This is a genomic window from Hymenobacter psychrophilus (genome assembly GCF_900107135.1).
In the GTDB taxonomy this organism is placed as follows: Bacteria; Bacteroidota; Bacteroidia; order Cytophagales; family Hymenobacteraceae; genus Hymenobacter; species Hymenobacter psychrophilus.
In genome coordinates this window covers 242,309-268,849 of the sequence record NZ_FNOV01000002.1, presented here as the reverse complement: position 1 = coordinate 268,849, position 26,541 = coordinate 242,309, and the positions used below count along the sequence as shown (strand labels likewise).

Genomic DNA, 26,541 nt, shown 5'->3' with positions numbered 1-26,541 from the left:
TTGGGGGCAGCGGCCAAACTTCCGCGCCATCACCCCGTTTTTACTTCTTACTTCTTACTTCTTACTTCTTACTTCTTACTTCTTACTTCTTCATCTATGAAAACCCGCCAACTCGGCCGCTCCGGCCTCACGGTGTCCGCCCTCGGCCTCGGCTGCATGGGCATGTCCGATTTCTACGGCCAGCGCGACGACCAGGAAAGCATCCGCACCCTGCACCGGGCTCTGGAAATAGGCGTTACCTTTTTCGATACGGCCGATATGTACGGCCCCTTTCTCAACGAGGAGCTGCTGGGCCGGGCCCTGAAGGGCCGCCGCACGGAGGCCATTGTTGCCACCAAGTTCGGCATCCAGCGCGACCCCGACAACCCCGAAAAGCGCGGCATCAACGGCCGCCCCGAGTACGTGCGCTCCGCCTGTGAAGCCAGCCTCAAGCGCCTCGGCACCGACCATATCGACCTCTACTACCAGCACCGCGTCGACCCGAATACGCCGATTGAGGAAACCGTGGGGGCTATGAGCCGGCTGGTAGAAGAAGGCAAAGTGCGCTTCCTGGGTTTGTCGGAGGCGGCCCCCGATACCTTGCGCCGCGCCAGCCAGGTGCACGCCATTACGGCCCTACAAACCGAATACTCGCTCTGGAGCCGGGAGCCCGAGGAGGAGATTCTGCCCACCTGCCGCGAGTTGGGTATCGGCTTCGTGCCCTACTCGCCCCTGGGGCGGGGCTTCCTGACGGGCCAGATCCGGCAGTTCGAAGACCTGGCTGCCGATGACTACCGCCGCCATACGCCCCGTTTCCAGGGTGAAAACTTCCAGAAGAACCTCGATCTGGTGGTCCGCCTTAAGGAAATAGCCACCGAAAAGGATTGCACGCCAGGCCAGCTGGCCCTGGCCTGGGTACTGGCCCAAGGCAGCGACATTGTGCCCATCCCCGGCACCAAGCGCGTGCGCTACCTGGAAGAAAACGTAGCCGCCGCTGACCTCAGCCTAACTCCCCAGGACCTGGCCCGCATCAACGAAATAGCCCCCCAGCACGCCGCCGCCGGCTCCCGCTACCCCGAAGCCATGATGAAGAGCGTGAACGGGTAGGTGGTAGGGCTTAGAAAAAGAACGTCATCCTGAGCGGAGTGAAGGATCCTATTACCGTAGACCGATAATCGTTTTGACGACTCGTTCTCACGGGATAAGATCCTTCGCTCCGCTCAGGATGACGTTCCTTGTTTAAAACCTAAGACCTTATAAATCAACGCCATACTGGGGGTAGCAGGTCAATCCATCCGTCTTCGCTCACCACCACGGCCAGCACCGGGTAGCGGCTGCTTTCCACGTAGCGCAGTACCGAGTTATAGCGCGAGCCACGGCTGGAGTCGCCCTTCTCCGTGGCCAGGCCGTCGAGAATGGCCCCGATGGCGTGGCAGGTGCCGTTGGGCTCGATAACTACCGCCCCGTCGATGTTGGTGACCAGGCGCAGTACTGAGGGCGTCATCAGGCGCGGCGTGACGCGGAAACACTGCGGCGAGAGCCGGACCGCCTCCTGGGCCGCCCCCTCCGAAATCAGTAGAATGGTGCCGTGCTCCTGCTTGGCGGCGCTCAGCGTCAGCTCCCAGAGGTAAGCAATGCCGGCCGCATCGAGCACCGGAAAAATGCGGCCCACGGCCTTGGTAAAGTTGTTTTCGTCGATGGTGCCCTGCGGCAGGCGCGGCGTGTTCGACACCACTTTCATCATCCGCTGCCCGTCGTGGCTCAGCTCCCAGCTGTAGTGCTTGGTGAAATGAACAGTGAACAGGGCCTCGTACTGCGCATCGTCGGGCTCCACGAGGTAACCCAGCCCGAATACGTCGGTGGCATCGGTAATGAGTGCGTGGCGGTCCTCGCTCAGCTCCAGCAGCTTGCGGATGCGGCGGTAGTCGCGCAACGGCACCGGCGTATCGAGCATGAGCACGGGCACCACGGCCGGGTGGTTGCGCCTGGAAACGAGCATGGTGCCCACGCCTTCGTCGCCTTCGTGGCGCAAGGCTGCTACGCCATTGCAGGCATCATACAGGCCGTGGCTGCCGGCGGCGGCGCGTAGCATAAACCGGCGGCCCGCGGCCCGCAGCACCTCGTTGTAGTCGCGGTTGAGCACCAGCCGGTCGTCGTCGGCGTGGTCGGACTCGCGCAGGGCCCGTGAGGCGTCGAGCAGCAGCTCCTCGACGGTGGCTGACAGCAGCGACCCAGGCCGGTTGGGCACGGCCGGCCCGGGCAGGGCATAGTAGCTATGGTAGGCCTCGGCCGACAGCTGCAGCACAATCAGCACCTGGTAGCCGCCGGTGCTCACGGGCAGCGAGCAGAAGCTCACGCGGTCTTCCTGGCGCCGGGCTACCAGCTCGTGCAGGGTGTGCTCGGTGGCGCGGCGCAGCAGTTCGTACCAGCGCTGCTTTTCGTAGCGGTCGTGGTCGAGCTGGTGCAGATGGTACACCACTTCGCGGGGGCCATCGGGTTCGAGGGCCACGGCGTGGTCTTTCACGGCCGTAAAATCGGTGGGGGCGTAGCGGTGGCTCTGGGGCTCGATAACTACCGCCTGGGGTTCGTCGGTTTCGCGGGCCGAAGCAATTCCCAGCAGAAAAATCTCCGGTTTCAGTGCCCGATCGAGCAGGTTGAACACGCCATCGGCAAACAGTTGGGCGGATACGCGAAACAGGCTTTGGTTTTCCCACATAGGGGCAGCGGGCAGAACGTGGAAGGCGGAAAGAGGCAGGTACGCAAAAAGCCTACCGAAAGATCGGTTTTGCCGCTCTTCGCCCGCAACCTTCGGGCTTCGGGCGGGTTAGCAGCACGACGGCCCTTGTCCGGCTGCCGATAATAGTGTATCTTCCACTGCGTTTATCTTCTGCCCACCGCTCAGCTCCAGCCCCATGTTCGTCGATTTAGTTATTGCCGGCATGTTCGCCATGATGCTGGTGCCCCTCATCACGGCATACTGCGCTTACAGCTACGGCCGCTCGTTCTGGCTGTGGTTTGCGCTGGGCATGGTGTTGCCCATTGTGTCCTATTTCGTGCTCTTCGCCCTCATCCTGCGCCAGCAGCTCGACCACGGCCAGCGCCTGCTCAACGAAGCCAAAAGCGTACTGGCCGAAGCCGAAAAAGCCGAACGGGAGGTGAAATAGGGAGGTGGTGAAATGGTGAGATGCTGTTAAAACGCCGGATTGCGCCATTTGCACTGCCAGGGCCCTCGAACAGCAACTCCCTATTTCACTATCTCACCACCCAGCCAGCTTAGCAGGCCACGGGCGGCCCAGGCGCCGGTACTAAAGCAGCCTTGCAGCAAGTAGCCGCCGGTGGGCGCTTCCCAGTCGAGCATTTCGCCCGCCACGAAGGTACCGGGCCGCGCCCGCAGCATCAGGTGCTCATCCAGCGCCTCCCACGCCACGCCGCCAGCCGTACTGATGGCCTCATCGAGCGGGCGCAAACCGGCAACGGGAATGGGCAGGGCCGACAGCAGGGCAGCGGCTTTGGCCGGCGCGGCCGGAAACACGGCGGGGCCCAGCTCGCGCAGCAGCGTAGGCACCGGCGGCCCCAGCCGTAGCGCCTCCGCCAGAAACGAAGCCACCGACTTGCCCGGCTTGCGCCGTGCCAACTTCTCCAGCAACTGGGTCGGGCCGAGGTCGGGTTTAAGATGCAGGTGCAGCACGGCCGGGCCGCCACCGGACAGCTGGGCCCGCAAATGGGGCGTGAGGGCGTACACGGGCGTGCCCTCCAGGCCATACTCAGTGAGCATGATTTCGCCGCGCACGGTAGCCGGACCGCAGCTCAGGGCCACGTTCTTGAGCGGCTGCCGGCCCACTTTACTGCGGAAAAACTCCGACCATGCCACCTCGGCCCCGCAGTTGCCGGGCGCGAAGGGCACAACGGGTATGCCGGCGCGCTCCAGTTCGGGCAGCCAGGCGCCGTCGGAGCCGGTTTTGGCCCAGCTGGCCCCGCCCAGGGCCAGCAGCGTGGCAGCGGGCCGCACAGTAATCTGCTCGCCGGTGGCCTCGTTGCGCAGGAGCAGGGAACCGGCCGGGCCGAAGCCCAGCCAGCGGTGGCGCAGGTGCAGCGTAACGCCCAGTGCCCGCAGCCGCGCCACCCAGGCCCGCAGCAACTCGGCAGGCTTGTGCTGGGCCTCGGGAAACACCCGGCCGCTGGTGCCCACGAAAGTGGTAATGCCCAGTTCGGCGGCCCAGGCGCGCAGGTGAGCGGGGGAGAAGTGGGCCAGAAAGCCGCTGAAGTCGGGGGCGCGGGCGGCGTAGCGGCTTGCAAAGGGCGCGGCGTCTTCGGCATTGCTCAGGTTGAAGCCCCCGTGCCCGGCCACCAGAAACTTACGGCCCACGGTAGCCTGCGCCTCGTAGAGGTGTACCCGGCAGCCCGCTTCGGCCAGGCGCTGGGCGGCCAGCAGGCCCGCCGGCCCGCCACCCACTACGGCCACTTCTTTCCCCAAAAGCTGTTGCATGGCCCAAAGGTACGCCGCACCCCCGCGCAACGCCCGGCCCGGCCGCGCAGGCCGCACTACCACCGCCGAAAGCGTATCTTCGCCGTTCCGGGTTTTCGCAACTCCGGTCAACCGCCCCGATTCCGGCTCGTATAGCCGGAATTACTTTTAGGCCTAACTGCACTCTATGGGTTCTTATACCATTCTTATCGGCCTGAGCCTGGCCGTCATCCTGTCCTACCTCTTCGACCTGATTGCCCGCGCCACCAAGGTGCCGTCGGTGCTCATGCTGCTGCTTTCGGGTATTGCCCTGCGCCAGGGTGCCGACTACTTCGACTTTACCTTCGTCACGCCCAAGGTGATTCTGGAGATATTCGGAATCATTGGGCTGATTATGATTGTGTTGGAGGGCGCGCTGGACCTGAAGATAACCCGTGAGAAATTTCCGCTCATCCGGCGCTCTTTCCTGGCAGCCGTCCTCATGCTGGTGGTGCAGTCGCTGGCTATTGCGTTGATTCTGCACTTCTGGCTGCACGTCAATTTTCAGAGCTGCCTCGTCAATGCCATTCCGCTGGCCGTTATCAGCTCGGCCATTGCCATTCCCAGTGTGGCCGGCCTGACGGGCGAAAAACAGGAGTTCATCATCTACGAGAGCACCTTTTCCGATATTCTGGGCATCATGCTTTTCAACTTTGCCCTGCAGTCCAACTTCGGCGAAGGCATGTCGGTGGCTACGTTCGGCCTCGATATCATATCCGTGGCGTTGGTGGCCATTGTAAGCACGGCGGCCCTCATTTTCCTGCTCGACCGGATTCGGCTGCACGTTAAGTTCTTCCTGATTCTGGCCTTCCTGATTCTGCTCTACAGCGTGGCCAAAAACCTGCATCTTTCCTCGCTGGTGCTGGTGCTGGTGTTTGGCCTGGCCGTCAACAACGCCGAGCAGTTTATGCTGGGCCCGCTGAAACGCTGGTTCAACCCGGCCCGCCTCACCGAGGAACTGCACCAGCTGCGCAGCATCACGGCCGAGTCGGCGTTTCTGATCCGCACGTTTTTCTTCCTGCTCTTCGGCTTCAGCATTACGGTTAGCAAGCTCATGAGCCCGCAATTGCTGCTGCAAGGGGTTATTATCGTGGTGGCCCTCACGGCCATTCGCTATTTCTACCTGCGCTTCATTGCCAAAACCGACCTCATTCCCGAGCTCTTTATTGCCCCCAAAGGCCTGATTACGGTGCTGCTGTTCTACAGTATCCCCCTGGAGCACCTTATTGGCGAAGTTTCCGAAAACATCCTCTTCATCGTCATCCTGCTCACCGGCGTGCTCATGATGGTGGGCCTGCTCATGAGCCGCGAAGAGCCGGAAATAGGGGAATACTGACGTTGAGAAGCGAGGAGCTAGAATGCCTGTCATCCTGAGCTTGCGAAGGACCTTATAACGTTAAAACGAGTCGTTGTTACGGCTGTTCAGGCGCTATAAGGTCCTTCGCAAGCTCAGAATGACAGGCATTCTAGCTCCTCGCTTCTGCGAAGCAGCTTCTTAGAAGTTGGTTTTAAACAGCTTGATGGCAATGGCCAGCAGGATGACGCCGAACACGCGGCGCAGGATATCTTCGCCGGCTTTGCCTAGTTTGCGCTCAATCCAGGCCGAGCTTTTGATGACCAGATAAACGAAGATCAGGTTTACCAGCACGCCGGCCAGCACGTTGGGCAGCTGGTAGGCGGCCCGGAGCGACAGCAGCGTGGTCATGGTGCCGGCCCCCACAATGAGCGGGAAGGCCAGCGGCACAATGGAGCCGGTGCCCGCTGCCGGGTCGTGCCGGAACAGCTCGATACCCAGGATCATCTCCATGCCAATGAGGAAGATGATGATGGCACCCGCCAAGGCAAACGACTGGAAATCAACGCCAAAAAGCGACAAAATACTCTGGCCCACGAACAGGAAGCTCACCATCAGCGCGGCCGCCACCAGCGTGGCCTTTTCGGCATTCACGCCGCCCTCGCGCTGCCGGATCTGGATGATAATGGGCACCGAGCCCAGAATATCAATGATGGCAAACAGCGTGAGCGTAACGGAAGCTATTTCCTTGAGGCTAAACATGAATCACAGATGTTGCGGATGGTGCAGATAACGCAGATTCGTTGTGGAGGGCAGATTCGTTGTGGGAGCGGACTCGTGCAGATGGATGGGCAGCGCGAACGAATCCGCTAGTTGACCGAATCTGTGGTGCCTGCACCATTTACACTATCTGTGATTCAGGAGAACTCCTTGGCGAAGAACTGCACGAGCTGCTCGAAGGCGGCATCGGGGATGGCCGGGAAGTTGGCGATGCGCAGGCCGGTGGCTTTCCGCTCGCCGTAGCCGCTGCCAATAAACAGGCCGTTCTCCAGGGCGCGGCGCTTTACCTCCTCGATGAGGGCGGGCGCGGCCGTGAGGCCTACCACGGTGGAGGAACGGGTTTCGGGGTTGGTAACCAGCGGCCGGAGCTGGGTGGCCTGGTCGAAGTAGTCGTAGAGCTTGGTGGCCCGCTCGACAACGTGCTGGTGCGTGACTTTGATGGGCGGGTTGTCGTGGATGGAGCGGTTCAACAGGTAAATACCGAGCACGTTGGGCGTGTGGGTGGTCTGGAAGTTGAGCATCTTGTCGTACTGCTCGGTCAGCGAGTTGTAGTGGCTGCGCTCCTTGAGCTGGCGCATCCGCTCGATGGCCCGCGGCGAAAGCACCATCACGGCCAGGCCCGCCGGGAGTCCGAAGCACTTCTGCACCGATGAGTACCAGATGTCGCCCTTGATGAACTTGATCTGGACCCCGGCCATCGACGACGTGGCATCGACGGCCAGTAGAGCCTTGCTGGGCAGGCGGTTATACAGGTTGAGAATGGTGCCGTCGCGCAGTTGGGTGGTGGTGGCGGTTTCGTTCTGGGTGATGCACACCAAGTCGGTTTGCTCGTCGAGGCCGGGCAGGTTGTCGGCGTCGGGCACCTCATCGATACCAAAAGTGAGGCCGACCGTAGCCGGACGCAGGGCCTTGGCGGCCTGGTACCATTTCTGGCCGAAAGCGCCGTTGTAGAGGTGGAAGCTTTTGGTGGGCGTCAGGCTCTGGGCCAGCACTTCCCAGCACTCGGTGGCCGAGCTGAGGAAGAAAATGGTGTAGTCCTGCGGGATGTTGAGCTTGGTTTTAAGCTCTTGCACCGTCTGGCGCATCAGCTGCACAAATTTCTCGCCCCGGTGCGGGGTCGAAAGCCAGCCTTCATCAAAAGCGTCCTGTAAATACTGGCGTACCTGCGGGTACACCTGCGAGGGGCCGGGATTGAACGTATACATAGGTGGGGTATGTAAAATGGAGCTACAAAGGTACGTAAAGGTGAAATGGTGAAATAGTGAGTTGGTGAGTTTGACGTTCCAGGGGCCTGGTTGCGCTACTGGCGCAAGTAGGAGTACCAAACATCAAACCCGCTATTTCACCACCTCACTATTTCACCTTGAACCCTACCCGTTTGGGGCGTTGGCCGTCGAAGTAGTGCAGGGCCAGCCGGTAGCTTTCGAGGCCGAAGCCGCTGATGCTGCCGGCGCAGTGGCGGCCCAGCAGGCTGCGCTGGCGGAACTCTTCGCGGGCGTGCAGGTTGCTCAGGTGCACTTCTACTACGGGCGAGCCGATGGCGGCTACCGCATCGGCCAGCGCTACGCTGGTGTGCGTGAAGCCGCCGGCATTGAGCACGATGCCGTGGTAGCTGAAACCCACTTCGTGCAGCTTGTCGATGAGGCCGCCCTCGTGGTTGCTCTGGAAATACACCAACTCGAACTGCGGAAAAGCCTCGACTAATTCGGGCAAGTAGTCTTCAAACGAGCGGGTGCCGTAGATGCCGGGTTCGCGCCGGCCCAGCAGGTTGAGGTTGGGGCCGTTGAGCAGCAGGATTTGCATGAGGTAGGAGGGCTGGGGACTAGGGGACTGGAGAACCAGGCAAAGGTACTGTCATCCTGAGCAGCGCGAAGGACCTTTTTACGGTAGCACAAATCGTTGTTACGTCTTGCTACCGTAAAAAGGTCCTTCGCGCTGCTCAGGATGACAGTACCTTTGCCTGGTTCTCTAATTCCCCTTGCGTATGTCGCCCTGGAACCTTGCCATTAAACAGTTCGAGGGCTACCTGCAGCTCGAAAAGTCGTTGTCGGCCAACTCGGTGGAGGCCTATGCCCGCGACGTGCACAAGCTGCGCCAGTACCTGGAGCTGGAACGGTTGCCGGCCTCGCCTCAGCAGGTAACCACCCGGCTGCTGCGCGACTTTCTCACCTGGCTGGGTGGCCTGGGCCTGGAGGCCACCTCGCAGGCGCGCACCCTGTCGGGCATCAAGGCCTTCTACCGCTTCCTGATTATGGAGGATATGCTCTCCATCGACCCCACCGACACGCTGGAGGCCCCCAAAACCGGCCGCAAGCTACCCGACACGCTCAGCTACGTTGAAATAGAACAGCTACTGGCCGCCATCGACCTGAGCACGCCCGAAGGTACCCGCAACCGGGCCATGCTGGAGGTGCTCTACAGCTCGGGCCTGCGCGTGAGCGAGCTGACCGGCCTGCGCCTGTCCAACCTCTACGCCGACCAGGGCTTCGTGCGCGTAACCGGTAAGGGCAACAAGGAGCGGCTCGTGCCCATCGGCCGCGACGCGCTCAAACACCTGGGCTTCTACCTGCAGGGCATCCGCGCCCACCTCGACATCAAGCCCGGCCACGAAGACACCGTGTTTCTCAATAAGCGCGGCGCGGGCCTCTCGCGGGTCATGATTTTTCACATCATCAAGGCCGCCGCCGCAAAGGCCGGCATTGCCAAAAGCATCAGTCCGCACACCTTTCGCCACAGCTTTGCCACGCATTTAATCGAGGGCGGGGCCGATTTGCGGGCTGTGCAGGAAATGCTGGGTCACGAAAGCATCACGACTACCGAAATCTATACCCACCTCGACCGCGACTACCTGCGCCAGGTCATCACCCAGTTCCATCCGCGCAGCTGAACTAGCCGCGGGCGGCTGCCGAGGCTACTAATGTGGACTGGTGTTCAACCGCGCCGACCGCTTATTTCCTGCAGGAGGCCAGCCAGTCGTTGGCTTCCGTCAGCAGGTCGAAAATCTGAATTTCAAATTGGGTGAATAAATGGTGGGTGGGCGCGCCCAGGAAAGTGGTAGCCAGGGTGCCGGCCCGTACAACGTGGGCCACGTACTGCACGCCAGCGGCGGCGGCGGCCGGGGCCCAGCGCTGGGCCAGCCATAACAATGAATCGAACCAGGGGCCCTGCAGGTCGGTGTTGTCGTTAAGCAGGCAGCAGCAGGGGTGCTGGCGCAGAATGTCGAGCGCCGCCTGCGCGCCTTCGTAAGCCAGCGGGCCCGTTACCTGGCCGTGCCAACTGACGGTGAGCTGCTGCTCCGGCAAGTAGCTCAGCCGGCAGTAATCAGGATTTTCGGGGCTGGAGAGCAGGTACTCTGTCATAAGAAAAAGCCTAAAAAAAGAAGGAATTGTTTTAACGTTTGAAAGCATGATGCGGATGCCTTTTGCCGTAAAAAGGCCATTACTTTTACAGCCCCATTCCTGCCATTGCTTTCATGCACGATTCGCTTCGCGCCGTTGTTCCGTCGTTTCGTCCGCGCCGGGCCCTGCTGGGGGCCGTGGTGGCGTTGCTGCTACTGGCGCTGGCCTACGTAGCGCCGGCCGGCCGCACTTACATTCTGCTCGACGATAATCTCGACACCGAGCTGGCTACCGGCTGCGCGCTACTGCGGGAAGGCAAAGCCCTCGATTACGCCCCGGGCGCGGTGGTAGAGCGGCTGCTGGACGGGCTGCCCCGCAACGCCCTGCGGCCGGGCCTGCAGCCGCTGGTAGGCCTGCAGGCGCTGCTGCCCACGCTGCCCGCTTATCTGCTGCACGAGCTGTTGGTGCGGCTGGCAGGCCTGCTGAGCATGTACTGGCTGCTACGCCGGTACCTGCTGCCGGGCCCGCGCCACGCCACGCTGTGCGCCGCGCTGGCCCTGGCCTGGGCCGTGCTGCCGGCCTACACGGCCTACGGCATATCGGTGCTGGGGCAGCCAGCGGTGGTAGCCGTGCTGCTGCGCCTGCGCCGCCGCCCCGCCCGCTGGCCCGACTGGGCAGTGCTGGTGGGCTTCGGGCTGTGGTCGAGCCTGGTGTTGGCGGGGGTGTTTGTGCTGCTGGCCGGCGGGGTACTGTTGCTCCGTGAGGCCAGCCAGGGCCGTTACCGCGCCGCCGGGCGCCTCCTGCTGGGTCTGGGGGTGCTGGCCGTTACGTATCTGGTGGTGGAGTACCCGCTGGTATCGGCGCTGCTGGGCGGGCAGTTTGTGTCGCACCGGCTGGAGTTCGACTACTCCCGGCTGGCACCGGCCGGGGTAGGGGTGGGGCTGCTGGCCGGCGCGCGCTACTTGCTGCTGGGCCACTACCACAGCGGGCTGTTTGTACGATTGGCCCCGCTGCTGGCCGCCGGCGCAGCGGCGGCATTGAGCCCGGATACGCCCAACCGCCGCCAACTACGGTGGCAACTGGCCGCAGCACTGGCGGCGTTGGGTGCGGCGGCGTTATTCTGCGGTTTCTACCCGCAGCTTACGGCCGCCGGCCAACAGGCGCTGCCGCTGCTGCGCGCCTTCAACCTTTCGCGGCTGCATTTTCTGCTGCCGCTGGCCTGGTTTGCGCTGCTGGCCTTAAGCCTACGGCGCCTGCCCGCCGGTAGGGGCCGCTGGGCGCTGGTGGGCCTGCAACTGCTTATCGGGTTGGGCATGAATACCGAATGGACGCTGAACGTGCGCCGCCTGCTGGGCCGGCTGCCTGCTTCCGAGCCAACCTACGTCGCCTTCGTAGCGCCCGGGCTGTTTGGGCAGGTGCGGCAGGATATTGCGGCCCGGACCGGCCTGACACCGGCGGCCTACCGGGTGGCCTGCCTGGGCCTGCCGCCGGCCGTGGCCACGCTCAACGGCTTCTTCACCCTCGATGCCTACCTCAACAACTACCCGCTCAGGTACAAGCACGCCTTCCGGCCGCTGATTGCCGGCGAGCTGGCCAAAAGCCCGGCCCTGGCGGCCTATTTCGATGCCTGGGGCAACCGCTGCTACCTGTTTTCGGCCGAGCTGGGCAAGGATTTTCGGGTGCCTGCCACGCCGGCCCGCACCGTGCAGCACTGGCAGCTCGATGCCGCCGCCTTCCGCCGCTTAGGAGGGCGCTACGTGCTGTCGGCGGCCCGCCTGGCCCGGCCCCGGGCCAGCGGCCTGCGCCTGTTCGGGCAGTATGCCGCGCCGGGCGCCTACTGGCACCTGTGGGTGTATGAGGTGAAATAAAAGGGCGAGTTCGACGTACAAGCAGGCTGCTGGCGCGGGGTAAGTGGTCGGGCTCAACGGCCTAGCTTCCCCTTGCGTGCCGTTGGCGACTCGGAACGTCAAACGTACTATTCCATCATCGTACTGTCTCCCCTTGAGTTATCTCCCTGTTTCACCTCTTTTATACCTAGATTTGGTTTCTGGCGTACTTTCCAATGGCTAAAAATACCTACAAGCAACCGGCCGAAACCCCCACCCGCCGCGGCAACGAGCCCCGGCCGGCGGAGCCGCGGCCGGCCCGCAACCAACCCCGGCCCGCTGCCGCTGCCGAGGCACCGCCGCGCGAAAACCGGCGCAACGAGCCCAAGTCGGTTCCCGGCCCCCGCAAGGAGCGCAAGCCGCTGAAAATGCCCGCGCTGCGGCTGGGTAAGCTGTTCGGTTTTCTTCGCGACCGGCGGTTTCAGCTGTTTCTGGGCTTCTTCCTGCTCTTCAGCTCCATCTACCTCACCATTGCCTTCGTCTCGTTCCTGTTCACCGGCCACGCCGACCAGAGCGTGACCGAAAGCCTGAGCCGCACGGCCCTGCGCGACGCGGGCCAGGAAACCGGCAACTGGCTGGGGGTAGTGGGCGCGCTGCTGGCCGAGTGGCTGATTCAGGATGGATTTGGAGTGGCGGCGTTTGCCCTGATTCCCATCGTGTTCTTCCTGGGCTACAAAATCGTGTTTCGCCGCGGGGCCGTATCGTTCAGCTATGTGCTGGCCCTGTGCCTGTTCACAACGCTCTGGCTGAGCGTGCTGCTGGGCTATGTGGTGCTCTCGCTGCAAAGCCCCGACATCGACCCCGCCCTGGCCCACAGCCTCGATTTTCTGTGCGGCGGCGTGGGCTACGAAACGGCCTTCCTGCTCGACAGCCTCATTGGCTGGGGCACGGTGCTGCTGCTGGCCTTCGTGCTGATTTCGTTTGTGGTGTTCTTCTTCAACATCACCAGCCTCAACCTGAGCAGCCCCGCTGCTGCCACGGCTGATACCGGTGAAAACCCGGGCCCGGCTGCCGGCAACCACCGCGCCACCAACGCCCCCGCGCCCTGGGCCATTGATGCCCCTTCGGCGGCCGACGAACCTGACGACAATCCGCTCGGCTTCACACTGCGCGACACCCGCGGCGCGGGCGCCGTGGCCGACGAAGAGGCCGACGACGCGCCCGCCGAGGCCGAATCGGCCCCTGCGCCGGCCCGCACGGGCTCGGTCGCTTCGCCCGCGCTGGCAGCCGCCAGCGCGGTAGGAGGGGGGCTGGTGGCCGGCGCTTCGGCGCTGCCCCTGAGCGTGGCGCCGGTAGCGGCTGCGGCAGTAGCCGCCAAAGCCAGTGGCCCGAGCTTCTCTATTGAGGTAGCCGAGCCCGAGCCCGACCGCGCGCCGGTTGCGCCGCCGGCCGCACCGCTGGTGGCCAACGTGCCCACGCCGCTTTCGCTGGCCGATTTGGTGGATGATGACACCCCATTGCCGCCCGCTACGGCCGCCCCGGCCGCCCCGGCCGCCGTACCGGTCCGGCCCGCAGGCCTCTCGTTCGAGGTGGAGGATGCCACCGGTAAGCCCGAGCTAGACCCCTCGGCCGGGCCCGACATGGCCGTGATTGCCGAGGAAGACGAGGAGGCCGAAGTGATGCCCACCGGCGAGTACGACCCCACCCTCGATTTGCCCCGCTACCAGTACCCCACCCTGGAGCTGCTCAACGACTACGGCCAGGCCAAAGCCCAGGTAACCAAAGAGGAACTCGAAGCCAACAAGGACCGCATCGTGGAGACGCTGGGCCACTACGGCATCAACATCGCCAGCATCAAGGCCACCATCGGCCCCACCGTCACGCTCTACGAAATCGTGCCCGACGCCGGGGTGCGCATCAGCAAAATCAAGAGCCTCGAAGACGATATTGCCCTGAGCCTGGCGGCCTTAGGTATCCGCATCATCGCGCCTATTCCGGGCAAGGGCACCATCGGTATCGAGGTGCCCAACGCCAAAAAGGAGATGGTGAGCATCCGCTCGGTGTTCAACACCGACAAGTTCATCTCTACGGAAATGGACCTGCCCATTGCCTTCGGTCGCACCATTACCAACGAGGTATTCGTGGTCGATCTGGCCAAGATGCCCCACCTGCTGATGGCCGGCGCCACTGGCCAGGGTAAGTCGGTGGGCCTGAACGTGATTCTGGCTTCGCTGATTTACAAGCGCCACCCCAGCCAGCTCAAGTTCGTGCTCGTCGACCCCAAAAAGGTGGAACTGAGCATCTTCAACAAGATCGAGCGCCACTTCCTGGCCAAGCTGCCCGACACCGAGGAGCCCATCATCACCGACACGAAGAAGGTGGTCAACACGCTCAACTCGCTGTGCATGGAGATGGACAAGCGCTACGATTTGCTCAAGGATGCCGGCTGCCGCAACCTGAAAGAGTACAACCGCAAGTTTGTGGAGCGGCGCCTCAGCCCTAAGAAGGGCCACCGCTACATGCCCTTCATTGTGCTGGTGATTGACGAGCTGGCCGACCTGATGATGACGGCCGGCAAGGAGGTGGAAACGCCCATTGCCCGCCTCGCCCAGCTGGCCCGCGCCATCGGCATCCACCTGATTGTGGCCACCCAGCGCCCCTCGGTAAACGTGATTACCGGTATCATCAAGGCCAACTTCCCCTGCCGGATTTCCTTTAAGGTGACGAGCAAAATCGACTCGCGAACCATCCTCGATGCCGGCGGGGCCGACCAGCTCATCGGCCAGGGCGACATGCTGATTTCGCAGGGCTCCGACATCATCCGGGTGCAGTGCGCCTTCATCGATACGCCCGAAGTGGACCGCCTCTGCGACTTCGTGGGCGGGCAGCAAGGCTACCCGGATGCCTACCATCTGCCCGAAGTGGTGGGCGAGGACGGCGGCGGCAACGGCAACAGCGACGATTTCGACCCCGCCGACCGCGACAATATGTTCGAGGAGGCGGCCCGCGTTATTGTTACGCACCAGCAGGGCAGCACCTCGCTGCTGCAGCGCCGCCTCAAGCTCGGCTACAACCGCGCCGGCCGCCTGATCGACCAGTTGGAGCACGCCGGTATTGTGGGCCCATTCGAGGGCAGCAAGGCCCGGGAGGTATTAATTCCGGATGAGTACAGTTTGGAACAGTTGTTGAATACGTTGCCCAAATAGAGAGGATAGAAGTGAGTGCAGAGACGTGAGAAGTGAGAAAAAATCATCTTCCACCCATTTGTAATTAAACAAAGTCTCACTTCTCACGTCTCTATACTCACTCCTAAGATTTTCCCTTTGCAATGAAGAAATATCTCGCTCTGCTCGCTCTGTCCGTTTCGTTTACCTCCGTGGCTTCGGCCCAGCAGGACCCCAAGGCGGGGAAGATTCTGGACCAGATGAGCGCGAAATACAAGGCCATGAAGGCCTTTAAAGCTACGTTCACCCAAACCCTCGAAAACGATGCGGCCAAGGTGAAAGAAAACCTGAGCGGCGACATTACGGTGAGCGGCCAGAAGTTCCGGCTAAAAATGAGTGGCCAGGAAGTCATCAACAACGGCCAGACCATGTGGACCTACATGAAGTCGGAAAACGAAGTAAACGTATCCGACTACGAGCCAGACGAGCAGGAAGTATCGCCTTCGCAGATTTATACGCTCTATAAAAAGGGCTACAAGTATAGCTACGCCGGGGAGGCCAAGGAAGGCGGCGAACTGGTCGACGTTATCGAACTGGCCCCCGAAGACCGCAACAACCCCATGTACAAAGTGCGCCTGAAAATCGGCCGCACCGACAAGGCGGTGAAAAGCTGGCAGATGTACAAGAAGAACGGCAACCGCTACACCTACCGCATCAGCAAGTTCCTGCCCAATGCCCCGGTCGATGCCACCACCTTCAATTTCGACAAAGCCAAATACAAAGGCGTAAAGGTGATTGACCTGCGCTAACCGCGCCGCCTGCTAACCTAACCGGCCCGCTTCTGCTGTTTCAGCAGGGGCGGGCCGGTTTTTTATGGTTGATTGAGCCGTTAGTCAGAAACCTTCGCCTTCTAAACCCGCCAGCCGGAAGCCGGCTTTTTCATGTCCGAGCTCTGCGGCTGCGCGGAACCAGAAGCGTGCGTCCGCAAGGTTAGGTGGCGTGTCCCAGCCTTCCTCGGCCCATCGGCCCAGCAGGTACATGGCGTGCGACTCATCAGATTCGGCTGCCAGCTCCAGATGTTGGCGGGCCTGTGGGAATTCCTCTTTTATGGCGTATTCAATCCCTAATCCAATGTGGGCTCTGGAATCTCCGGCCGCCACTGCCTGCTGGAACCAGCGAATGGCCCGAGCAGCATTGCGCCCCCCATCGACTCCGCGTTGATACATACGACCCAAATCCTGCATGGCCTTGGCGTTGCCCAACGCAGCGCTGCGGCGAAACCATTTCCTGGCTTTGGTATAATCTGGTTCGATGCCATGACCCCAGTAGTAGTAGGTACCTACCGCATACATGGCTTCGGAGCAACCCGCCTTTGCGGCTATGGTATAATATCGGCGGGCAATGTTCGGATTCTTCTCAACTCCCAACCCATTGTCGTACAGAATGGCCAGGTTGTAGCAGGCAAGTCGGTGCCGCGCAGCAGCGGCCTGCTGTAGCCAGCGCGCCGCCAGACTACTATCCTGCGGAAGCCGCCCCCAGCCTTCGTGATACGCTATGCCCAGCATACTGGCGGCGCTGATGTTACCAGCCTCGGCCGCCATGAGCAGCATCTCGATGGCCCGGCGGGTGTAGTGGGAAGTGCGGTTGTCGGCGAAACGCGCCCGATAAAGGTAGATGATAGCCCGGCGGGTAGTGTCGGGTAGAAATCGGTTGTCAAAGAGAGTTACAGGCAAGCAGAAGCTTTTTGCGGGTTAATAAAGATTGGCAAGGTATGGGAGAAAAACTATCTTTAACAGCCTGATTATCAATTTTGCGTTATGCCCTAACCTGTCCTTTATCCATTATGCAGGAAGACTTTCTCCATTACATCTGGCAGCACCAGTACTTCGATAAAACCGACCTGCGCACCGACGACGGCCAGCTGATAACTGTGCTGCGGCCCGGCCACCGCAACCCCGACGCTGGCCCCGATTTCCTCCAGGCCCGCCTGCAGTTGGGCGAGGTGGAGTGGAGCGGGGCCGTAGAAATCCATTTGCGCGCCTCCGACTGGCACCGCCACCAGCACCAGACCGACCCCAAATACGACCAGGTGGTACTGCACGTAGTGGACGTGGCCGACGTGCCGGTGCAACGTACCAACGGCTCCGAAATTCCGGTGCTGGCGCTGGCGGCGCGGCTGCCGGCCGGCGCCCTGGCCGCCTACGAGCAGCTGCGCGGCCAACCTCCCGAAACGCTATTGCCCTGCGCCCCACTGCTGCCCCGGGTATCGGAGCTGACGCGCACCATGATGCTGGGCCGGACCCTACTGGAGCGCATGGAGCAGAAGGCCGACCGCGTAGCCGCGCTGCACGAGCAGCTGGGTCAGGACTGGGAGGCCACCACCTGGCACGCACTGGCGGCGGCCTTCGGCTTCCAGAAAAACAGCGAGCCACTGGCCCGCCTGGCCAAAGCCCTGCCGCTGGCGCTGCTGCGCCGCTACCGCGCCGACGCCCGCCAGCTGGCCGCGCTCATGTTCGGGCAGGCCGGGTTTCTGGAAGACGAGCCGCTGGATGAGTTCAGTCGGGAGCTGCAAACCGAGTTCGGGTTTCTGCGCCACAAGCACAATCTGCACGGTACGGCGCTGGCCGCTCACGAGTGGAATTTCCTGCGGCTGCGGCCGGCCAACTTCCCCACCGTGCGGCTGGTCCAGCTGCTGGCCCTGCTGCATGCCCGCCCCACGCTCTTCGACGCCCTGCTCACGGCCCGCGACGGCCGGGCGCTGGAGCAGTTTTTCCGGGCTCCGCTGCCCGCGTACTGGCAAACCCACACTCGTCCCGGCCGCTCCGGCAAAGTGGCCGCGCTGGGCCGCGGCAGCGTGCACCTGCTGATAACCAATACCGTCGTGCCCCTGCGCGTGGCCTACGCTCGCTCCATCGGCAACCCCGAGCAGGTAGAAGCCGCCCTGGCGTTGCTCGACCAGTTGCCCGCCGAGCGCAACCGCCTCACCGACGCCTACGAAGCCGCCGGTTTCCGCCACACCTGCGCCGCCGACTCACAGGCGCTGCTGGCCCTGCACCGCGGCTACTGCGCCCCGCGCCGTTGCGTGAACTGCGGCATTGGGGCCAGCCTGCTCCGCCCACGTAGCTAGGGCAGGCGTAATACGAAACAGGTTTTCGCGCTACAGCTTGTGGCTTGCAGCTTGTAGCTTGCGGCTTAAATGAAGATTACTATCGCCCTCCTGCTCAATACCGGCCTGCTGTGGCTGCTGTGGCGGTGGCTGCGCCGGGTACGGCCGCTGCCGCAGGTGGGCCGCTGGGTGCTGCCCACGCTGGCGCTGAAGCTGCTGGTAACAGCCTTTACCCTGGTTAAGCTGACGGAGGATGCCCTGTATTTTATGGACTGGAGCCGGCGCATGACCGACCAGCTGTGGCAGGCCCCCGGCCAGTGGCTGCAGATGCTGCCGACCGATGAATTTCACTGGCAGGGGGCGGCGCTGGTGTTTCATGGTTTTTCCAACACGTTGTTCCTCGTCAAGCTGCTGTCGGTGCTGAACCTGGCCAGCCTGGGCAGCGCCGGGCTGAACGCGCTGTACCTGTCGGTATTCAGCTTTGTAGGCAGTTGGGAGCTGGTGCGGCAGTTGCGGCGGCTGTGGCCCGAGGCGGTGCCGCTGGCAGCGGTAGGGGCTTTTCTACTCTGGCCCACGGTGCTGTATTGGACTTCGGGACTGACCAAGGAAAGCCTGCTGGTGGGCAGCGGGGCGCTGGTGCTGGCCGCTGTGCTACGGCTGGCCTACGGGCCGCCTGCGGGCCGGGGCTGGGTAGTGGCGGGGCTGCTGGCGGCTGCGCTGCTGCACTTCAAGATGCGCTATTTCTTCGCCGTGGTGCTGTTTGGGGTGCTGGCCGGGCTGGGACTGATACGGGTGCTGCAGCAGCTGGGGCTGGCCCGCCACCGGCTGGTGCAGGCGGCGCTGCTGCTGGGGCTGCTGGCCGGTGGCGGCTGGGCGGCAGGGGAGGTGAGCACGCTGTTCCGGCCCAACAAATTCACCTCCCAGCTCCAGCGCAACTACACCGTTCTGCTCCGCGCCTCCGCCAACCGGCCGCACCTGCACTACCCCAACCTGCAGCCTACCACCGCAAGCGTGCTGCAACATGCGCCGCTGGCCGCCCTCAACACGCTGGTGCGCCCCTGGCCCTGGGAGGGCGACTCGGTGCGCTACGTAGCTGCGGGCCTCGAAAACCTGCTGCTACTGACGCTGCTGGGCGTGGCATTAATGGCCATAATGCGGGGCCACGCCGGCCGGCTGCCCTTTGCGGTGGTAGCGGCGCTGCTACTCTACTGCCTGCTGCTGGCCGCGCTGCTGGGCCTCACCACCCCTAACCTGGGCACGCTCAGCCGCTACCGCACCACGTTCCTGCCGTTTCTGCTGCTGCTACTGCTGCAAAACAACTACGTGCGCCGCTGGCTGAAGTGAATCAGTTGCTAGTGAAAGGGAATGCTCAGCATGACCCGTTGTTTCATTAGCAACTGGCAACTGACATCTCATGCCGTATCTTTGCTGTTTCGTTCTTAACTCGTCATCGGCCGCCCCGCGGCCGTTTTTTAATAGATATGGAAAATCCTGTAATCATCCTGGGAGCCCAGGCCGTGGGCACCGCTGCCCTCGATGCCTTCCAGAGCAACGATGTAGTCGTGTACTGCCTGCTCGACGACGATGCTGCGCTGCAGCAGACCGAACTCAATGACGTGTCGGTGATGGGCAACACCGATGATAAGGAGCTGCTCAAGCTGCTGGGCAAGAAATGTGAGGTATTCGTGGCCACCGAAGACACGGCCAGCCGCCGCAGCCTCACCAACATGCTGCGCGAAGAATACAGTGTGGCGCCCGTCAACGCCATTCATGAGCGGGCCAGCGTATCGGCCCACGCCTGGCTGGGCCATGGCAACCTCGTGGGCGCCAACGCCGTGGTAGCCGGTACCGCCCGCCTCGGCGACGGCTGCATTCTGGGTGCCAATGCCGTAGTCGATGTAAAGTCCGAAGTGGGTGACTACGCCCAACTAGGGGCCGGGGCCATCCTCAACGCCGGCGTAACGGTGGGCGAGCAGGCCTTCATTGGGGCCGGTGCCGTAATCGTGGCCGGGGTGAAAATCGGGGCTAAAGCCCGCGTAGGGGCTGGCTCGGTTGTGGTGGCCGATGTAGCTGCGGGCCAGACGGTTTTCGGTAACCCGGCCGCGAAAGTTTAAATTTTAGACATGGGATTCCGAAACCTGAGAAGTGAGCCGGACGAAACCACCAACCAGGTATTTCCTCATCTCACATCTCAGGTTTCACCTTCTCAACTTCTCAGCGAAGAATGGACTTTCTCGTTCTGCTTTACTACTGCTACACGCCGCTGGAGAATCCCGAGCAGTTTCGGGAGGAGCACCACCGGCTTTGCCTGCAGCTGAACCTGCTGGGCCGCATCATTGTGGCCCCCGAAGGTCTTAACGGCACCGTTTCGGGCCGCCGGGCCGACTGCGAAGAGTACATGCGACTGGTGAAGGCCGACCCGCGTTTTGCGGCCCTCGAATTCAAGGTGGAAGAAGCCCCGGAGCACACGTTCCGGAAGCTGCACGTGCGCGTGAAGCCCGAAATCGTGCATGTGGGCCTGCCCGCCATCCGGCCCTACGAGCGCACCGGCATTCACCTCTCGCCCGAGCAGTTCCGCGACCTGAAGGACCAGCCCGACGTGGTGGTACTCGATGTGCGCTCCGACTACGAGCACCGCCTCGGCCGCTTCAAAAACGCCGTGACGCTCGACATCGAGAACTTCCGCGAATTCCCGGAGAAAGTAGCCGAGCTGGCACAGTACAAGGACAAGAAAATCCTGACCTATTGCACCGGCGGCATCAAGTGCGAGAAGGCCAGCGCCTTCCTGCTCGACCAGGGCTTCGATAACGTGTACCAGCTCCACGGCGGCATCATCAAGTACGGTCTGGAGGCCGGGGGCGAGGACTTCGAGGGCAAGTGCTACGTGTTCGATGGCCGCGTGGCCGTCGATGTAAACACGGTAAACCCCAGCATCGTCAGCCAGTGCCAGCACTGCCACACGCCCTCCGACCGGATGGTGAACTGCGCCAATCCGCACTGCAACGCCCACGTACCGCTCTGTGAGGCCTGCGCCGAACAAATGGCCGGCGCCTGCTCGCCCACCTGCCAGGCCCACCCCGCCAAGCGCCCCTACGACGGCACTGGCACCTACCCCAAGCTCAGCAACCACTACAGCCCCGAGCAGGGCCTGGTTTCGTACCGCGCTCCGGGCCAGTAGCAAACCCGCAAACTGTCATCCTACGCAAAGCCAAGGATAACAAGCCTTTCCTTTAGTTCTCCACTTTCCAACCTCCCACCAATGCCCATCGCCGAATCGGAATTCATTCTCAATAAAGACGGTAGCGTTTACCACCTCAACCTGCTGCCCGACCATATTTCCGACACCATTATTACCGTCGGCGACCCCGAGCGGGTGCCCAGCGTGAGCGAGCATTTCGATTCCATCGAAACCAAAATCCACAAGCGCGAATTCGTGACCCATGTAGGCTACTACAAGGGCAAGCGCATGGCCGTTATCAGCACCGGCATGGGCACCGATAACATCGATATTCTGATGAACGAGCTCGATGCGCTGGTTAATATCGACTTCGTGACCCGCGAGGTACGGCCCCAGGCCGAGCACATTAGCCTGCGCATTGTGCGGGTGGGCACCAGCGGCTCGTTGCAGGCCGATGTGCCGGTGGGCTCGTTGCTGGCCTCCGAGCACGCCGTGGGCCTCGATTCGCTCATGCAGTTCTACCCGCTGGTAGAAACCGGCCTGGAAATAGAAGTGGCTCAGGGCATTCAGGAGGCTCTGCAGCTGCCTTACCGCCCGTACTGCGTGCGCGGCTCCGACCTGCTGCGCGAGCAAATCGGCCACGACATGATTATGGGTAACACGCTCACCTGCCCCGGCTTCTACGGCCCCCAGGGCCGGGTTTTACGTCTTGATTTGCGCATGCCTCATCTCATTGAGGCTTACCAGAACTACCGTTACCAGAGCGCCGAGGGCGAGTTCCGGCTCACCAACTTCGAGATGGAAACGGCCGGCTACTACTCGCTGGGCCGCATGCTGGGCCACGAGGTGCTCTCGCTCAACGCCATCGTGGCCAACCGCACCACCGGCGAGTTTGCCACCAACGCCGACCAAATCGTGGGCGACCTGATTCAGAAAACCCTCGACCGGCTCTAAGCAGGATGAATTACTTCCTGGATACCATATCCAGGTATTGTGCAATTATATGACGGCCCAACGCCAAGCCCGCCCAACAGATTCTGTTTGGGCGGGCTTGGCGTTGGGCCGTCAGTTTATTCAGAGAACCGAATAGGTTTAGCAAAAATCGAAACCCAGCACGCAACGCAGGGGTAGGAAATTACCGGCTTTGAGTGTGAGGTGGTCGGCGTCAGTGGCCCAGATGGTGGTTTGCACTCGCTTAACGTCCCCGTCGGCGGTGCGGAAATAGATGTTGACCTTGCCGTGATGGGCGTTGCCCAGTGTGGTGGCCCGCTCGGCATAATGGCGTCGGCTTTGCCGGTCGGCAGCAGTAGTCAGCACGTCCTGGGCTGCGAAGCGGTACTCACGCAAAGACTCTTTGGCAACGGTTTGGGGAACTTGGGCTAGCGTAAGCATGGCGTAGACGTTGGTTTGAGGTGAGTCTAATCTACTCGCAGACTTATTAAAACACAATTAAAATTTAATTTTTAATGTCGATTTAACTCTCTTTCAACTCAAATCGGCCAGGAAAGCCATTGTATCGACGCCGTCGGCGTAGTCGGCGAGGCCGGGATGCTGGGCCCGGCCGAAGGCGAAGGAGCCCGGATACTGCCCGCCGCCCGATACGAGGCACTGGGTCTGAGCCGCCACGTCGGTTAGCTGGTCGACCAGGTCGATTTCGGTGGTGTACGTGCTGTAATGCAGCACCGAGATGGGCGATACGAGCCGGGCGCTTTCAGTGAGCAGCAGAAAGCCTGAGTCGAGGTGAGGCACGGCATTGACGAGCAGGATGCTCTTGTTATAGTCGTAGTTGTTCTGATAGCGGTTGTGGTGCAGCACATGGTGCCAGGGCTGCAGGGCATCGAGCAGCAGCGGGAAACTGTAGCCAACCGGGGCGTAAAGCTTGCTGACGTTGCGGCAGCCCAGGCCATAGTAGCGGAAGATATCGGCGCCCAGCAGCCCCAGCTCGTGGGGTGTTTCGCGGCCCGTGAGTATGGCCAGGCTGGTGCGGTTGCGCCGGATAATGTGGGGCTTCTTGCCGAAGTAGTACTCGAAATAACGGGCCGTGTTGTCGGAGCCGGTGGCAATGAAGGCGTCGGCGGCGTTGAGGCGCTCGACGAGCTGCACGGCGTCGGCGAAGCGGGGTTCGAGGCGCGTCAGCTCGCTCAGTACCCAGCGCATGAGCAGCGTATCGTCGGAGCTGAGCTTGGCCAGCAAATGGTGGCCGCTGAGCAGCACGCACAGCGCGTCGTGAAAGCCCACCAGCGGAATGTTGCCGGCCATTACTACGCCTACCAGGCGGGGGGCCTGGGGCTCGGGCCGGTAGCGGCCAGCCCACTGGCGTAGGGGCTCTTCGCGTAGCAATTCGGCTACGCCCTCGAGGGCGGCGCGTACGTTGGGCGCATCAAACCACGGGTTATTGTTGCGGGCCCGGATGCAAAGCTCGGTCAGCTCGTCGGCCTGGGCCGGATCGAGCAAAGCGGTGAGGCGCTGGCCCAGGGCCACAAAAGCGGCAAGGCGGTCGGCGTAGGTCATCTATAGGAAAGCTGAAAATGCGAAGGAGAAGGACTGCCGAAGCCGCCAGCAGATTAAAACAATATCGGCGGCCCGAAATTACATAGCATATACATAGGGGTGTACGGCGAATGCCTACTTTTGCCTTTCCGTATCCTGCCCCCGGCCGCTTACGTACCTTGCTTACCCGATTTTCTCTCCCTAACGATTCCCGAGGCTATGGCCATAATGATAACCGACGAGTGCATCAACTGTGGTGCCTGCGAACCGGAATGCCCCAACACCGCTATTTACGAGGGCGGCGCCGCCTGGCGCTGGGCCGACGGCACTACGCTAAAGGACGTGCAACTCGATGGCGGCCAGACCATATCAGGCGTAACGCCCCAAACTCCGGTTTCCGATGAGTACTACTACATCGTATCGGATAAATGCACCGAGTGCGTGGGCTTCCACGAGGAGCCTCAGTGCGCTGCCGTATGCCCCGTCGACTGTTGCGTAGACGACCCCGACTACCGCGAATCGCAGGAAAAGCTGCTAGCCAAGCAGCAGTGGCTCCACCAGAAGGCTTAACAAGAGCTCGTCCTCCGCATAAAATCAACCGAAGCGCAAAGCCCCTGACTCCAGCACGGATGTCAAGGATTTTGCGCTTCGGTTGATTCTGGGGCCCTGAAAGGGACGAACCGCTTAGCTGTCTTCCGGGCGTTTCGGCCTCACCGTTGAGTATTAGGTGCCGCAGTTGAAATACTTGTCGTGGGCTGATTCGGGGATGAGGCGGAACTGGCTCAGTAGCTTGATGGGCCAGCGGAGGCGGCGAATGAGGGCGTAATTGTTGGGGTAGGAGCGGAAGGTGGTAGGTGGCGTGGCCACGATATGCTCAAACTCCTCGCGCGTCAGGCCAAGGCGCTTAATACAGAGACTGATGACCTTTTCGTCTTCGATGCTATTGACGTGGCGCACTTTCTCCAAACCCTCAGTCCGCGGCATTTGCCCCGAGCGGATGAGGGCCGAGTAGTTGAACAGCCGCCGGTCGATGTTGAATTTGGTGCGGTTGAGGTAATAGATGACGCTCTGGTAAAGGTCATCGAAGTAATGGGCGCCGGGGTTTACCCAGTCGAGTTCCTTTTGCAGCAATTGGTCTACATCGGCGCGCACATAATCGACGTGGTAAAGCAGCGTAACGGTTTTAATGCGCCGGATGAAGGCATAGTAAAACATCTCCTTCAGGTCGAGGTGGAAGCCTGGGTCGGCCGGTTTCCAGGGGCGCAGTGGCACGGTGCCGAACTGCTTGTGCACGGCCTTCAGGTACTTGCCGTCGAGGTAGTTCCAGCTCAGCGGCGCAATACCCTCGGTGCGAAACGACTGCCCGATGATGATGCGCTGGATGCCTTCCTTGGCTGCTACGCCGTAAAGAGCGGTGGCAATGCCCACGTCGGTGCCTTCCTCCATATCGGGCACCGAAGCCTTCAGAAAGGCAATTTTAAGGTCTTTGGATTCGCGCCAGTCGGAGGTGATGGTGCGCATTTCCACGCCCAGTATGCGGCAGGCCTTGGTCATATTCTCGCCGGCTATGGGGTTGCCGAAGCCGTCGTTGAAATGCACTGCCAGCGGCCGCAAACCCAACTTCACCACGCAATACCAGAGCGTAAACGAAGAGTCGCGGCCCCCGCTTACGCCCAGTACGCAGTCGTAGCGGCGGCCCCGGCCCACACGCTTCATATCGGCCGCCAGGTCCTGCACGTGCCGCTCGCCAGCTTCCCCAGTGGGCAGGCGCGGTCCATTTTATCGTGCAGGGCGCAGAAATTACACTCGCCCTGGGCATCGAAGGTGATGCCGGGCACGGTAGTGTCCATAATGCAACGGCTGCATTGCTGGTAGATATTAGGCATTCAGAACGAGAAAGAAGAAACGAAAAAGTAGGGTAGTTACGAAGTTAGGCGATTATTGAGTAGGCAGTTCATCAAATCGGAAGCCCTTGCGGGCCAGCCGCTGCCCGATTTGGGTGCCTTGCTCGGCCCGCACCGGCCGGGGCAAATCAGCCACCACGAGCTGGCCGGCAAACTCGTTGAATGCGCCCTGGGCCCGGATGCCGCCCGCATCGACGGCCAGCGAGCAGCCAATACTCTTCTTGCCCTCGTAGGGCCCGCCCACAATGTAGCCCACCGACGTGGTGCCCACTACGCTCACGTTGTAGAGCTGGGCCAGAATGGAGTAGGGCTTTACCCATTTTTCGTCGTAGGGGTCGTGCTCCTCGGTGATGGAGTAATCCACGGTCCAGGAAGAAGGGGAGAGGATGAACTCGGCCCCCATGCGGGCCAGCGTGTGGCCGATGGCCAGCCCATCAAGAAAATTATCGGCGCAGATGTTGACGCCGATTTTGCCCAGTGGCGTATCTACTACGTTCAGCGTCTGGCCTACCGCGTAAAAGGGCAATTCAACTTCGAGAAGATTGATTTTGTGATATTTGCAGATGATTTCGCCGGCGGAATTAATGAGCAGGGCGGCGTTGTAGATGCGGCCGTCGGCGGCGCGTTCAGTCAGGCCGGCGCATACGTAAAGGCCATGCACACGGGCGGCCTGGCAGAGGCGGTCGGCGTAAGGCCCGGGGATGGGCTGGGCCTCGGTGAGGGCGCTGGGGTGGGTCCAGGCAAAGTCGAGGGTTTCGGGCAGTAACACCAGGTCGCAATTCTGGGCGGCCGCGTCGGCTATCATCCGTTCGGCCCGGGTGAGGTTGCGCTCGGGCTCGCCGCCCTCCACTAACAGCTGGCCCAAGCCCACGCGCAACGAGCCGGCAAAAGCCGGGGCTGCAGAAAGCACAGTGGTCGGGGCCGTAGCTGGCCGGGCCGCGGAAGATTTGCGGAAAGTAAAAAGAGCCATAGGCCAGC

The 26,541-nt window shown here is 61.9% G+C and carries 25 protein-coding genes; 13 read left to right on the top strand and 12 right to left on the bottom strand.

Annotated features, from left to right (window positions below; all coding sequences use genetic code 11):
- Positions 1-96: 96 nt before the first annotated feature.
- A complete protein-coding gene (locus tag BLW21_RS03610; protein WP_092738016.1) occupies positions 97-1,086 on the top strand; it encodes an aldo/keto reductase in 990 nt (329 codons plus the stop codon).
- Between the two features lie 154 nt (positions 1,087-1,240).
- Here the strand turns inward: BLW21_RS03610 and BLW21_RS03605 are convergent, their stop codons facing one another.
- Positions 1,241-2,695, bottom strand: coding sequence for a DNA integrity scanning protein DisA nucleotide-binding domain protein (locus tag BLW21_RS03605; RefSeq protein ID WP_092738013.1), 1,455 nt, complete (start codon positions 2,693-2,695; stop codon positions 1,241-1,243).
- 196 nt (positions 2,696-2,891) lie between these two features.
- On the opposite strand from BLW21_RS03605, the gene BLW21_RS03600 reads away from it, so the two are divergent.
- The gene (locus BLW21_RS03600; protein ID WP_092738011.1) at positions 2,892-3,143 is read left to right on the top strand and encodes a hypothetical protein; all 252 of its coding nucleotides are present in this window, start codon (positions 2,892-2,894) and stop codon (positions 3,141-3,143) included.
- 80 nt (positions 3,144-3,223) lie between these two features.
- On the opposite strand, the gene BLW21_RS03595 is transcribed toward BLW21_RS03600, so the two are convergent.
- Complete coding sequence (locus BLW21_RS03595) at positions 3,224-4,465, bottom strand: BaiN/RdsA family NAD(P)/FAD-dependent oxidoreductase (protein WP_092738326.1); 1,242 nt, start codon at positions 4,463-4,465, stop codon at positions 3,224-3,226.
- Between the two features lie 166 nt (positions 4,466-4,631).
- Between BLW21_RS03595 and BLW21_RS03590 the strand changes: the two genes are divergently transcribed.
- Complete coding sequence (locus BLW21_RS03590) at positions 4,632-5,819, top strand: cation:proton antiporter (protein WP_092738009.1); 1,188 nt, start codon at positions 4,632-4,634, stop codon at positions 5,817-5,819.
- Between the two features lie 159 nt (positions 5,820-5,978).
- Here the strand turns inward: BLW21_RS03590 and BLW21_RS03585 are convergent, their stop codons facing one another.
- From BLW21_RS03585 to aroQ, 3 genes are all read right to left on the bottom strand, one after another.
- On the bottom strand, positions 5,979-6,539 hold the full coding sequence (locus BLW21_RS03585) for a MarC family protein (protein ID WP_092738007.1): 561 nt from the start codon (positions 6,537-6,539) through the stop codon (positions 5,979-5,981).
- A gap of 155 nt (positions 6,540-6,694) precedes the next feature.
- Positions 6,695-7,762 carry an aminotransferase class V-fold PLP-dependent enzyme gene (locus BLW21_RS03580; protein ID WP_092738005.1) on the bottom strand — a complete coding sequence of 356 codons (1,068 nt, stop codon included), beginning with the start codon at positions 7,760-7,762 and terminating at the stop codon, positions 6,695-6,697.
- Between the two features lie 148 nt (positions 7,763-7,910).
- Complete coding sequence (gene aroQ / locus BLW21_RS03575; RefSeq protein ID WP_092738003.1) at positions 7,911-8,360, bottom strand: type II 3-dehydroquinate dehydratase; 450 nt, start codon at positions 8,358-8,360, stop codon at positions 7,911-7,913.
- 181 nt (positions 8,361-8,541) lie between these two features.
- Between aroQ and xerD the strand changes: the two genes are divergently transcribed.
- Positions 8,542-9,444: a site-specific tyrosine recombinase XerD gene (gene xerD, locus BLW21_RS03570; RefSeq protein WP_092738001.1), complete on the top strand. Its 903-nt coding sequence runs from the start codon at positions 8,542-8,544 to the stop codon at positions 9,442-9,444.
- Between the two features lie 61 nt (positions 9,445-9,505).
- On the opposite strand, the gene BLW21_RS03565 is transcribed toward xerD, so the two are convergent.
- Positions 9,506-9,916, bottom strand: coding sequence for a hypothetical protein (locus BLW21_RS03565; protein ID WP_092737999.1), 411 nt, complete (start codon positions 9,914-9,916; stop codon positions 9,506-9,508).
- A 113-nt stretch (positions 9,917-10,029) separates the two neighbouring features.
- On the opposite strand from BLW21_RS03565, the gene BLW21_RS03560 reads away from it, so the two are divergent.
- The 3 genes from BLW21_RS03560 (at position 10,030) to BLW21_RS03550 (ending at position 15,694) form a co-directional block, all read left to right on the top strand.
- Positions 10,030-11,763 (top strand): DUF6044 family protein, encoded by a 1,734-nt coding sequence (locus BLW21_RS03560; RefSeq protein WP_092737997.1) that lies wholly within the window; start codon positions 10,030-10,032, stop codon positions 11,761-11,763.
- 194 nt (positions 11,764-11,957) lie between these two features.
- On the top strand, positions 11,958-14,927 hold the full coding sequence (locus BLW21_RS03555; RefSeq protein WP_092737995.1) for an FtsK/SpoIIIE family DNA translocase: 2,970 nt from the start codon (positions 11,958-11,960) through the stop codon (positions 14,925-14,927).
- Positions 14,928-15,049: 122 nt separating this feature from the next.
- Complete coding sequence (locus tag BLW21_RS03550) at positions 15,050-15,694, top strand: outer membrane lipoprotein periplasmic chaperone LolA1 (protein WP_092737993.1); 645 nt, start codon at positions 15,050-15,052, stop codon at positions 15,692-15,694.
- A gap of 84 nt (positions 15,695-15,778) precedes the next feature.
- Here the strand turns inward: BLW21_RS03550 and BLW21_RS03545 are convergent, their stop codons facing one another.
- Positions 15,779-16,618, bottom strand: a complete 840-nt coding sequence (locus BLW21_RS03545) for a tetratricopeptide repeat protein (protein ID WP_092737991.1) — start codon at positions 16,616-16,618, stop codon at positions 15,779-15,781.
- Positions 16,619-16,728: 110 nt separating this feature from the next.
- On the opposite strand from BLW21_RS03545, the gene BLW21_RS03540 reads away from it, so the two are divergent.
- The 5 genes from BLW21_RS03540 (at position 16,729) to BLW21_RS03520 (ending at position 22,123) form a co-directional block, all read left to right on the top strand.
- Positions 16,729-18,012, top strand: a complete 1,284-nt coding sequence (locus BLW21_RS03540) for a DUF2851 family protein (protein WP_092737989.1) — start codon at positions 16,729-16,731, stop codon at positions 18,010-18,012.
- Between the two features lie 69 nt (positions 18,013-18,081).
- A complete protein-coding gene (locus BLW21_RS21925) occupies positions 18,082-19,335 on the top strand; it encodes a hypothetical protein (RefSeq protein WP_092737987.1) in 1,254 nt (417 codons plus the stop codon).
- 137 nt (positions 19,336-19,472) lie between these two features.
- Positions 19,473-20,105: a NeuD/PglB/VioB family sugar acetyltransferase gene (locus BLW21_RS03530; protein WP_092737985.1), complete on the top strand. Its 633-nt coding sequence runs from the start codon at positions 19,473-19,475 to the stop codon at positions 20,103-20,105.
- 110 nt (positions 20,106-20,215) lie between these two features.
- A complete protein-coding gene (gene trhO / locus BLW21_RS03525; protein ID WP_092737983.1) occupies positions 20,216-21,169 on the top strand; it encodes an oxygen-dependent tRNA uridine(34) hydroxylase TrhO in 954 nt (317 codons plus the stop codon).
- Between the two features lie 81 nt (positions 21,170-21,250).
- The gene (locus tag BLW21_RS03520) at positions 21,251-22,123 is read left to right on the top strand and encodes a nucleoside phosphorylase (RefSeq protein WP_092737981.1); all 873 of its coding nucleotides are present in this window, start codon (positions 21,251-21,253) and stop codon (positions 22,121-22,123) included.
- A gap of 138 nt (positions 22,124-22,261) precedes the next feature.
- Here BLW21_RS03520 and BLW21_RS03515 read toward each other — a convergent pair whose 3' ends face one another.
- Together BLW21_RS03515 and BLW21_RS03510 are read right to left on the bottom strand one after the other, a co-directional pair.
- On the bottom strand, positions 22,262-22,561 hold the full coding sequence (locus BLW21_RS03515; RefSeq protein ID WP_092737979.1) for a hypothetical protein: 300 nt from the start codon (positions 22,559-22,561) through the stop codon (positions 22,262-22,264).
- 93 nt (positions 22,562-22,654) lie between these two features.
- The gene (locus BLW21_RS03510) at positions 22,655-23,680 is read right to left on the bottom strand and encodes an acyl-CoA reductase (RefSeq protein WP_092737977.1); all 1,026 of its coding nucleotides are present in this window, start codon (positions 23,678-23,680) and stop codon (positions 22,655-22,657) included.
- A 198-nt stretch (positions 23,681-23,878) separates the two neighbouring features.
- Here BLW21_RS03510 and BLW21_RS03505 point away from each other — a divergent pair, with 198 nt between their 5' ends.
- Positions 23,879-24,229 carry a 4Fe-4S binding protein gene (locus BLW21_RS03505; RefSeq protein ID WP_092737975.1) on the top strand — a complete coding sequence of 117 codons (351 nt, stop codon included), beginning with the start codon at positions 23,879-23,881 and terminating at the stop codon, positions 24,227-24,229.
- A 153-nt stretch (positions 24,230-24,382) separates the two neighbouring features.
- On the opposite strand, the gene BLW21_RS03500 is transcribed toward BLW21_RS03505, so the two are convergent.
- Genes BLW21_RS03500 through BLW21_RS03495 form a run of 3 tightly spaced genes read right to left on the bottom strand, consistent with a single transcriptional unit; the run spans position 24,383 to position 26,533 of the window.
- Complete coding sequence (locus BLW21_RS03500) at positions 24,383-25,396, bottom strand: adenine nucleotide alpha hydrolase family protein (RefSeq protein WP_092737973.1); 1,014 nt, start codon at positions 25,394-25,396, stop codon at positions 24,383-24,385.
- Positions 25,372-25,545: a hypothetical protein gene (locus BLW21_RS21445; protein ID WP_175470845.1), complete on the bottom strand. Its 174-nt coding sequence runs from the start codon at positions 25,543-25,545 to the stop codon at positions 25,372-25,374. Before BLW21_RS21445 ends, BLW21_RS03500 begins: the two co-directional genes overlap by 25 nt.
- A 52-nt stretch (positions 25,546-25,597) precedes the next feature.
- Complete coding sequence (locus BLW21_RS03495) at positions 25,598-26,533, bottom strand: carbon-nitrogen hydrolase family protein (RefSeq protein WP_092737971.1); 936 nt, start codon at positions 26,531-26,533, stop codon at positions 25,598-25,600.
- Positions 26,534-26,541: the final 8 nt, after the last annotated feature.

Bases quoted from the DNA above. Each gene is read 5' to 3' on its own strand.
- BLW21_RS03520 (WP_092737981.1), top strand. From the start codon at position 21,251: ATGCCCATCGCCGAATCGGAATTCATTCTCAATAAAGACGGTAGCGTT.
- BLW21_RS03580 (WP_092738005.1), bottom strand. From the start codon at position 7,762: ATGTATACGTTCAATCCCGGCCCCTCGCAGGTGTACCCGCAGGTACGC.
- aroQ (WP_092738003.1), bottom strand. From the start codon at position 8,360: ATGCAAATCCTGCTGCTCAACGGCCCCAACCTCAACCTGCTGGGCCGG.
- BLW21_RS03595 (WP_092738326.1), bottom strand. From the start codon at position 4,465: ATGCAACAGCTTTTGGGGAAAGAAGTGGCCGTAGTGGGTGGCGGGCCG.
- BLW21_RS03585 (WP_092738007.1), bottom strand. From the start codon at position 6,539: ATGTTTAGCCTCAAGGAAATAGCTTCCGTTACGCTCACGCTGTTTGCC.
- BLW21_RS03505 (WP_092737975.1), top strand. From the start codon at position 23,879: ATGGCCATAATGATAACCGACGAGTGCATCAACTGTGGTGCCTGCGAA.
- BLW21_RS03555 (WP_092737995.1), top strand. From the start codon at position 11,958: ATGGCTAAAAATACCTACAAGCAACCGGCCGAAACCCCCACCCGCCGC.
- trhO (WP_092737983.1), top strand. From the start codon at position 20,216: ATGGACTTTCTCGTTCTGCTTTACTACTGCTACACGCCGCTGGAGAAT.
- BLW21_RS03560 (WP_092737997.1), top strand. From the start codon at position 10,030: ATGCACGATTCGCTTCGCGCCGTTGTTCCGTCGTTTCGTCCGCGCCGG.
- BLW21_RS03495 (WP_092737971.1), bottom strand. From the start codon at position 26,533: ATGGCTCTTTTTACTTTCCGCAAATCTTCCGCGGCCCGGCCAGCTACG.
- BLW21_RS03590 (WP_092738009.1), top strand. From the start codon at position 4,632: ATGGGTTCTTATACCATTCTTATCGGCCTGAGCCTGGCCGTCATCCTG.
- BLW21_RS03600 (WP_092738011.1), top strand. From the start codon at position 2,892: ATGTTCGTCGATTTAGTTATTGCCGGCATGTTCGCCATGATGCTGGTG.
- BLW21_RS03530 (WP_092737985.1), top strand. From the start codon at position 19,473: ATGGAAAATCCTGTAATCATCCTGGGAGCCCAGGCCGTGGGCACCGCT.
- BLW21_RS03565 (WP_092737999.1), bottom strand. From the start codon at position 9,916: ATGACAGAGTACCTGCTCTCCAGCCCCGAAAATCCTGATTACTGCCGG.
- BLW21_RS03540 (WP_092737989.1), top strand. From the start codon at position 16,729: ATGCAGGAAGACTTTCTCCATTACATCTGGCAGCACCAGTACTTCGAT.
- BLW21_RS03515 (WP_092737979.1), bottom strand. From the start codon at position 22,561: ATGCTTACGCTAGCCCAAGTTCCCCAAACCGTTGCCAAAGAGTCTTTG.
- BLW21_RS21445 (WP_175470845.1), bottom strand. From the start codon at position 25,545: ATGCCTAATATCTACCAGCAATGCAGCCGTTGCATTATGGACACTACC.
- xerD (WP_092738001.1), top strand. From the start codon at position 8,542: ATGTCGCCCTGGAACCTTGCCATTAAACAGTTCGAGGGCTACCTGCAG.
- BLW21_RS03510 (WP_092737977.1), bottom strand. From the start codon at position 23,680: ATGACCTACGCCGACCGCCTTGCCGCTTTTGTGGCCCTGGGCCAGCGC.
- BLW21_RS03605 (WP_092738013.1), bottom strand. From the start codon at position 2,695: ATGTGGGAAAACCAAAGCCTGTTTCGCGTATCCGCCCAACTGTTTGCC.
- BLW21_RS21925 (WP_092737987.1), top strand. From the start codon at position 18,082: ATGAAGATTACTATCGCCCTCCTGCTCAATACCGGCCTGCTGTGGCTG.
- BLW21_RS03550 (WP_092737993.1), top strand. From the start codon at position 15,050: ATGAAGAAATATCTCGCTCTGCTCGCTCTGTCCGTTTCGTTTACCTCC.
- BLW21_RS03610 (WP_092738016.1), top strand. From the start codon at position 97: ATGAAAACCCGCCAACTCGGCCGCTCCGGCCTCACGGTGTCCGCCCTC.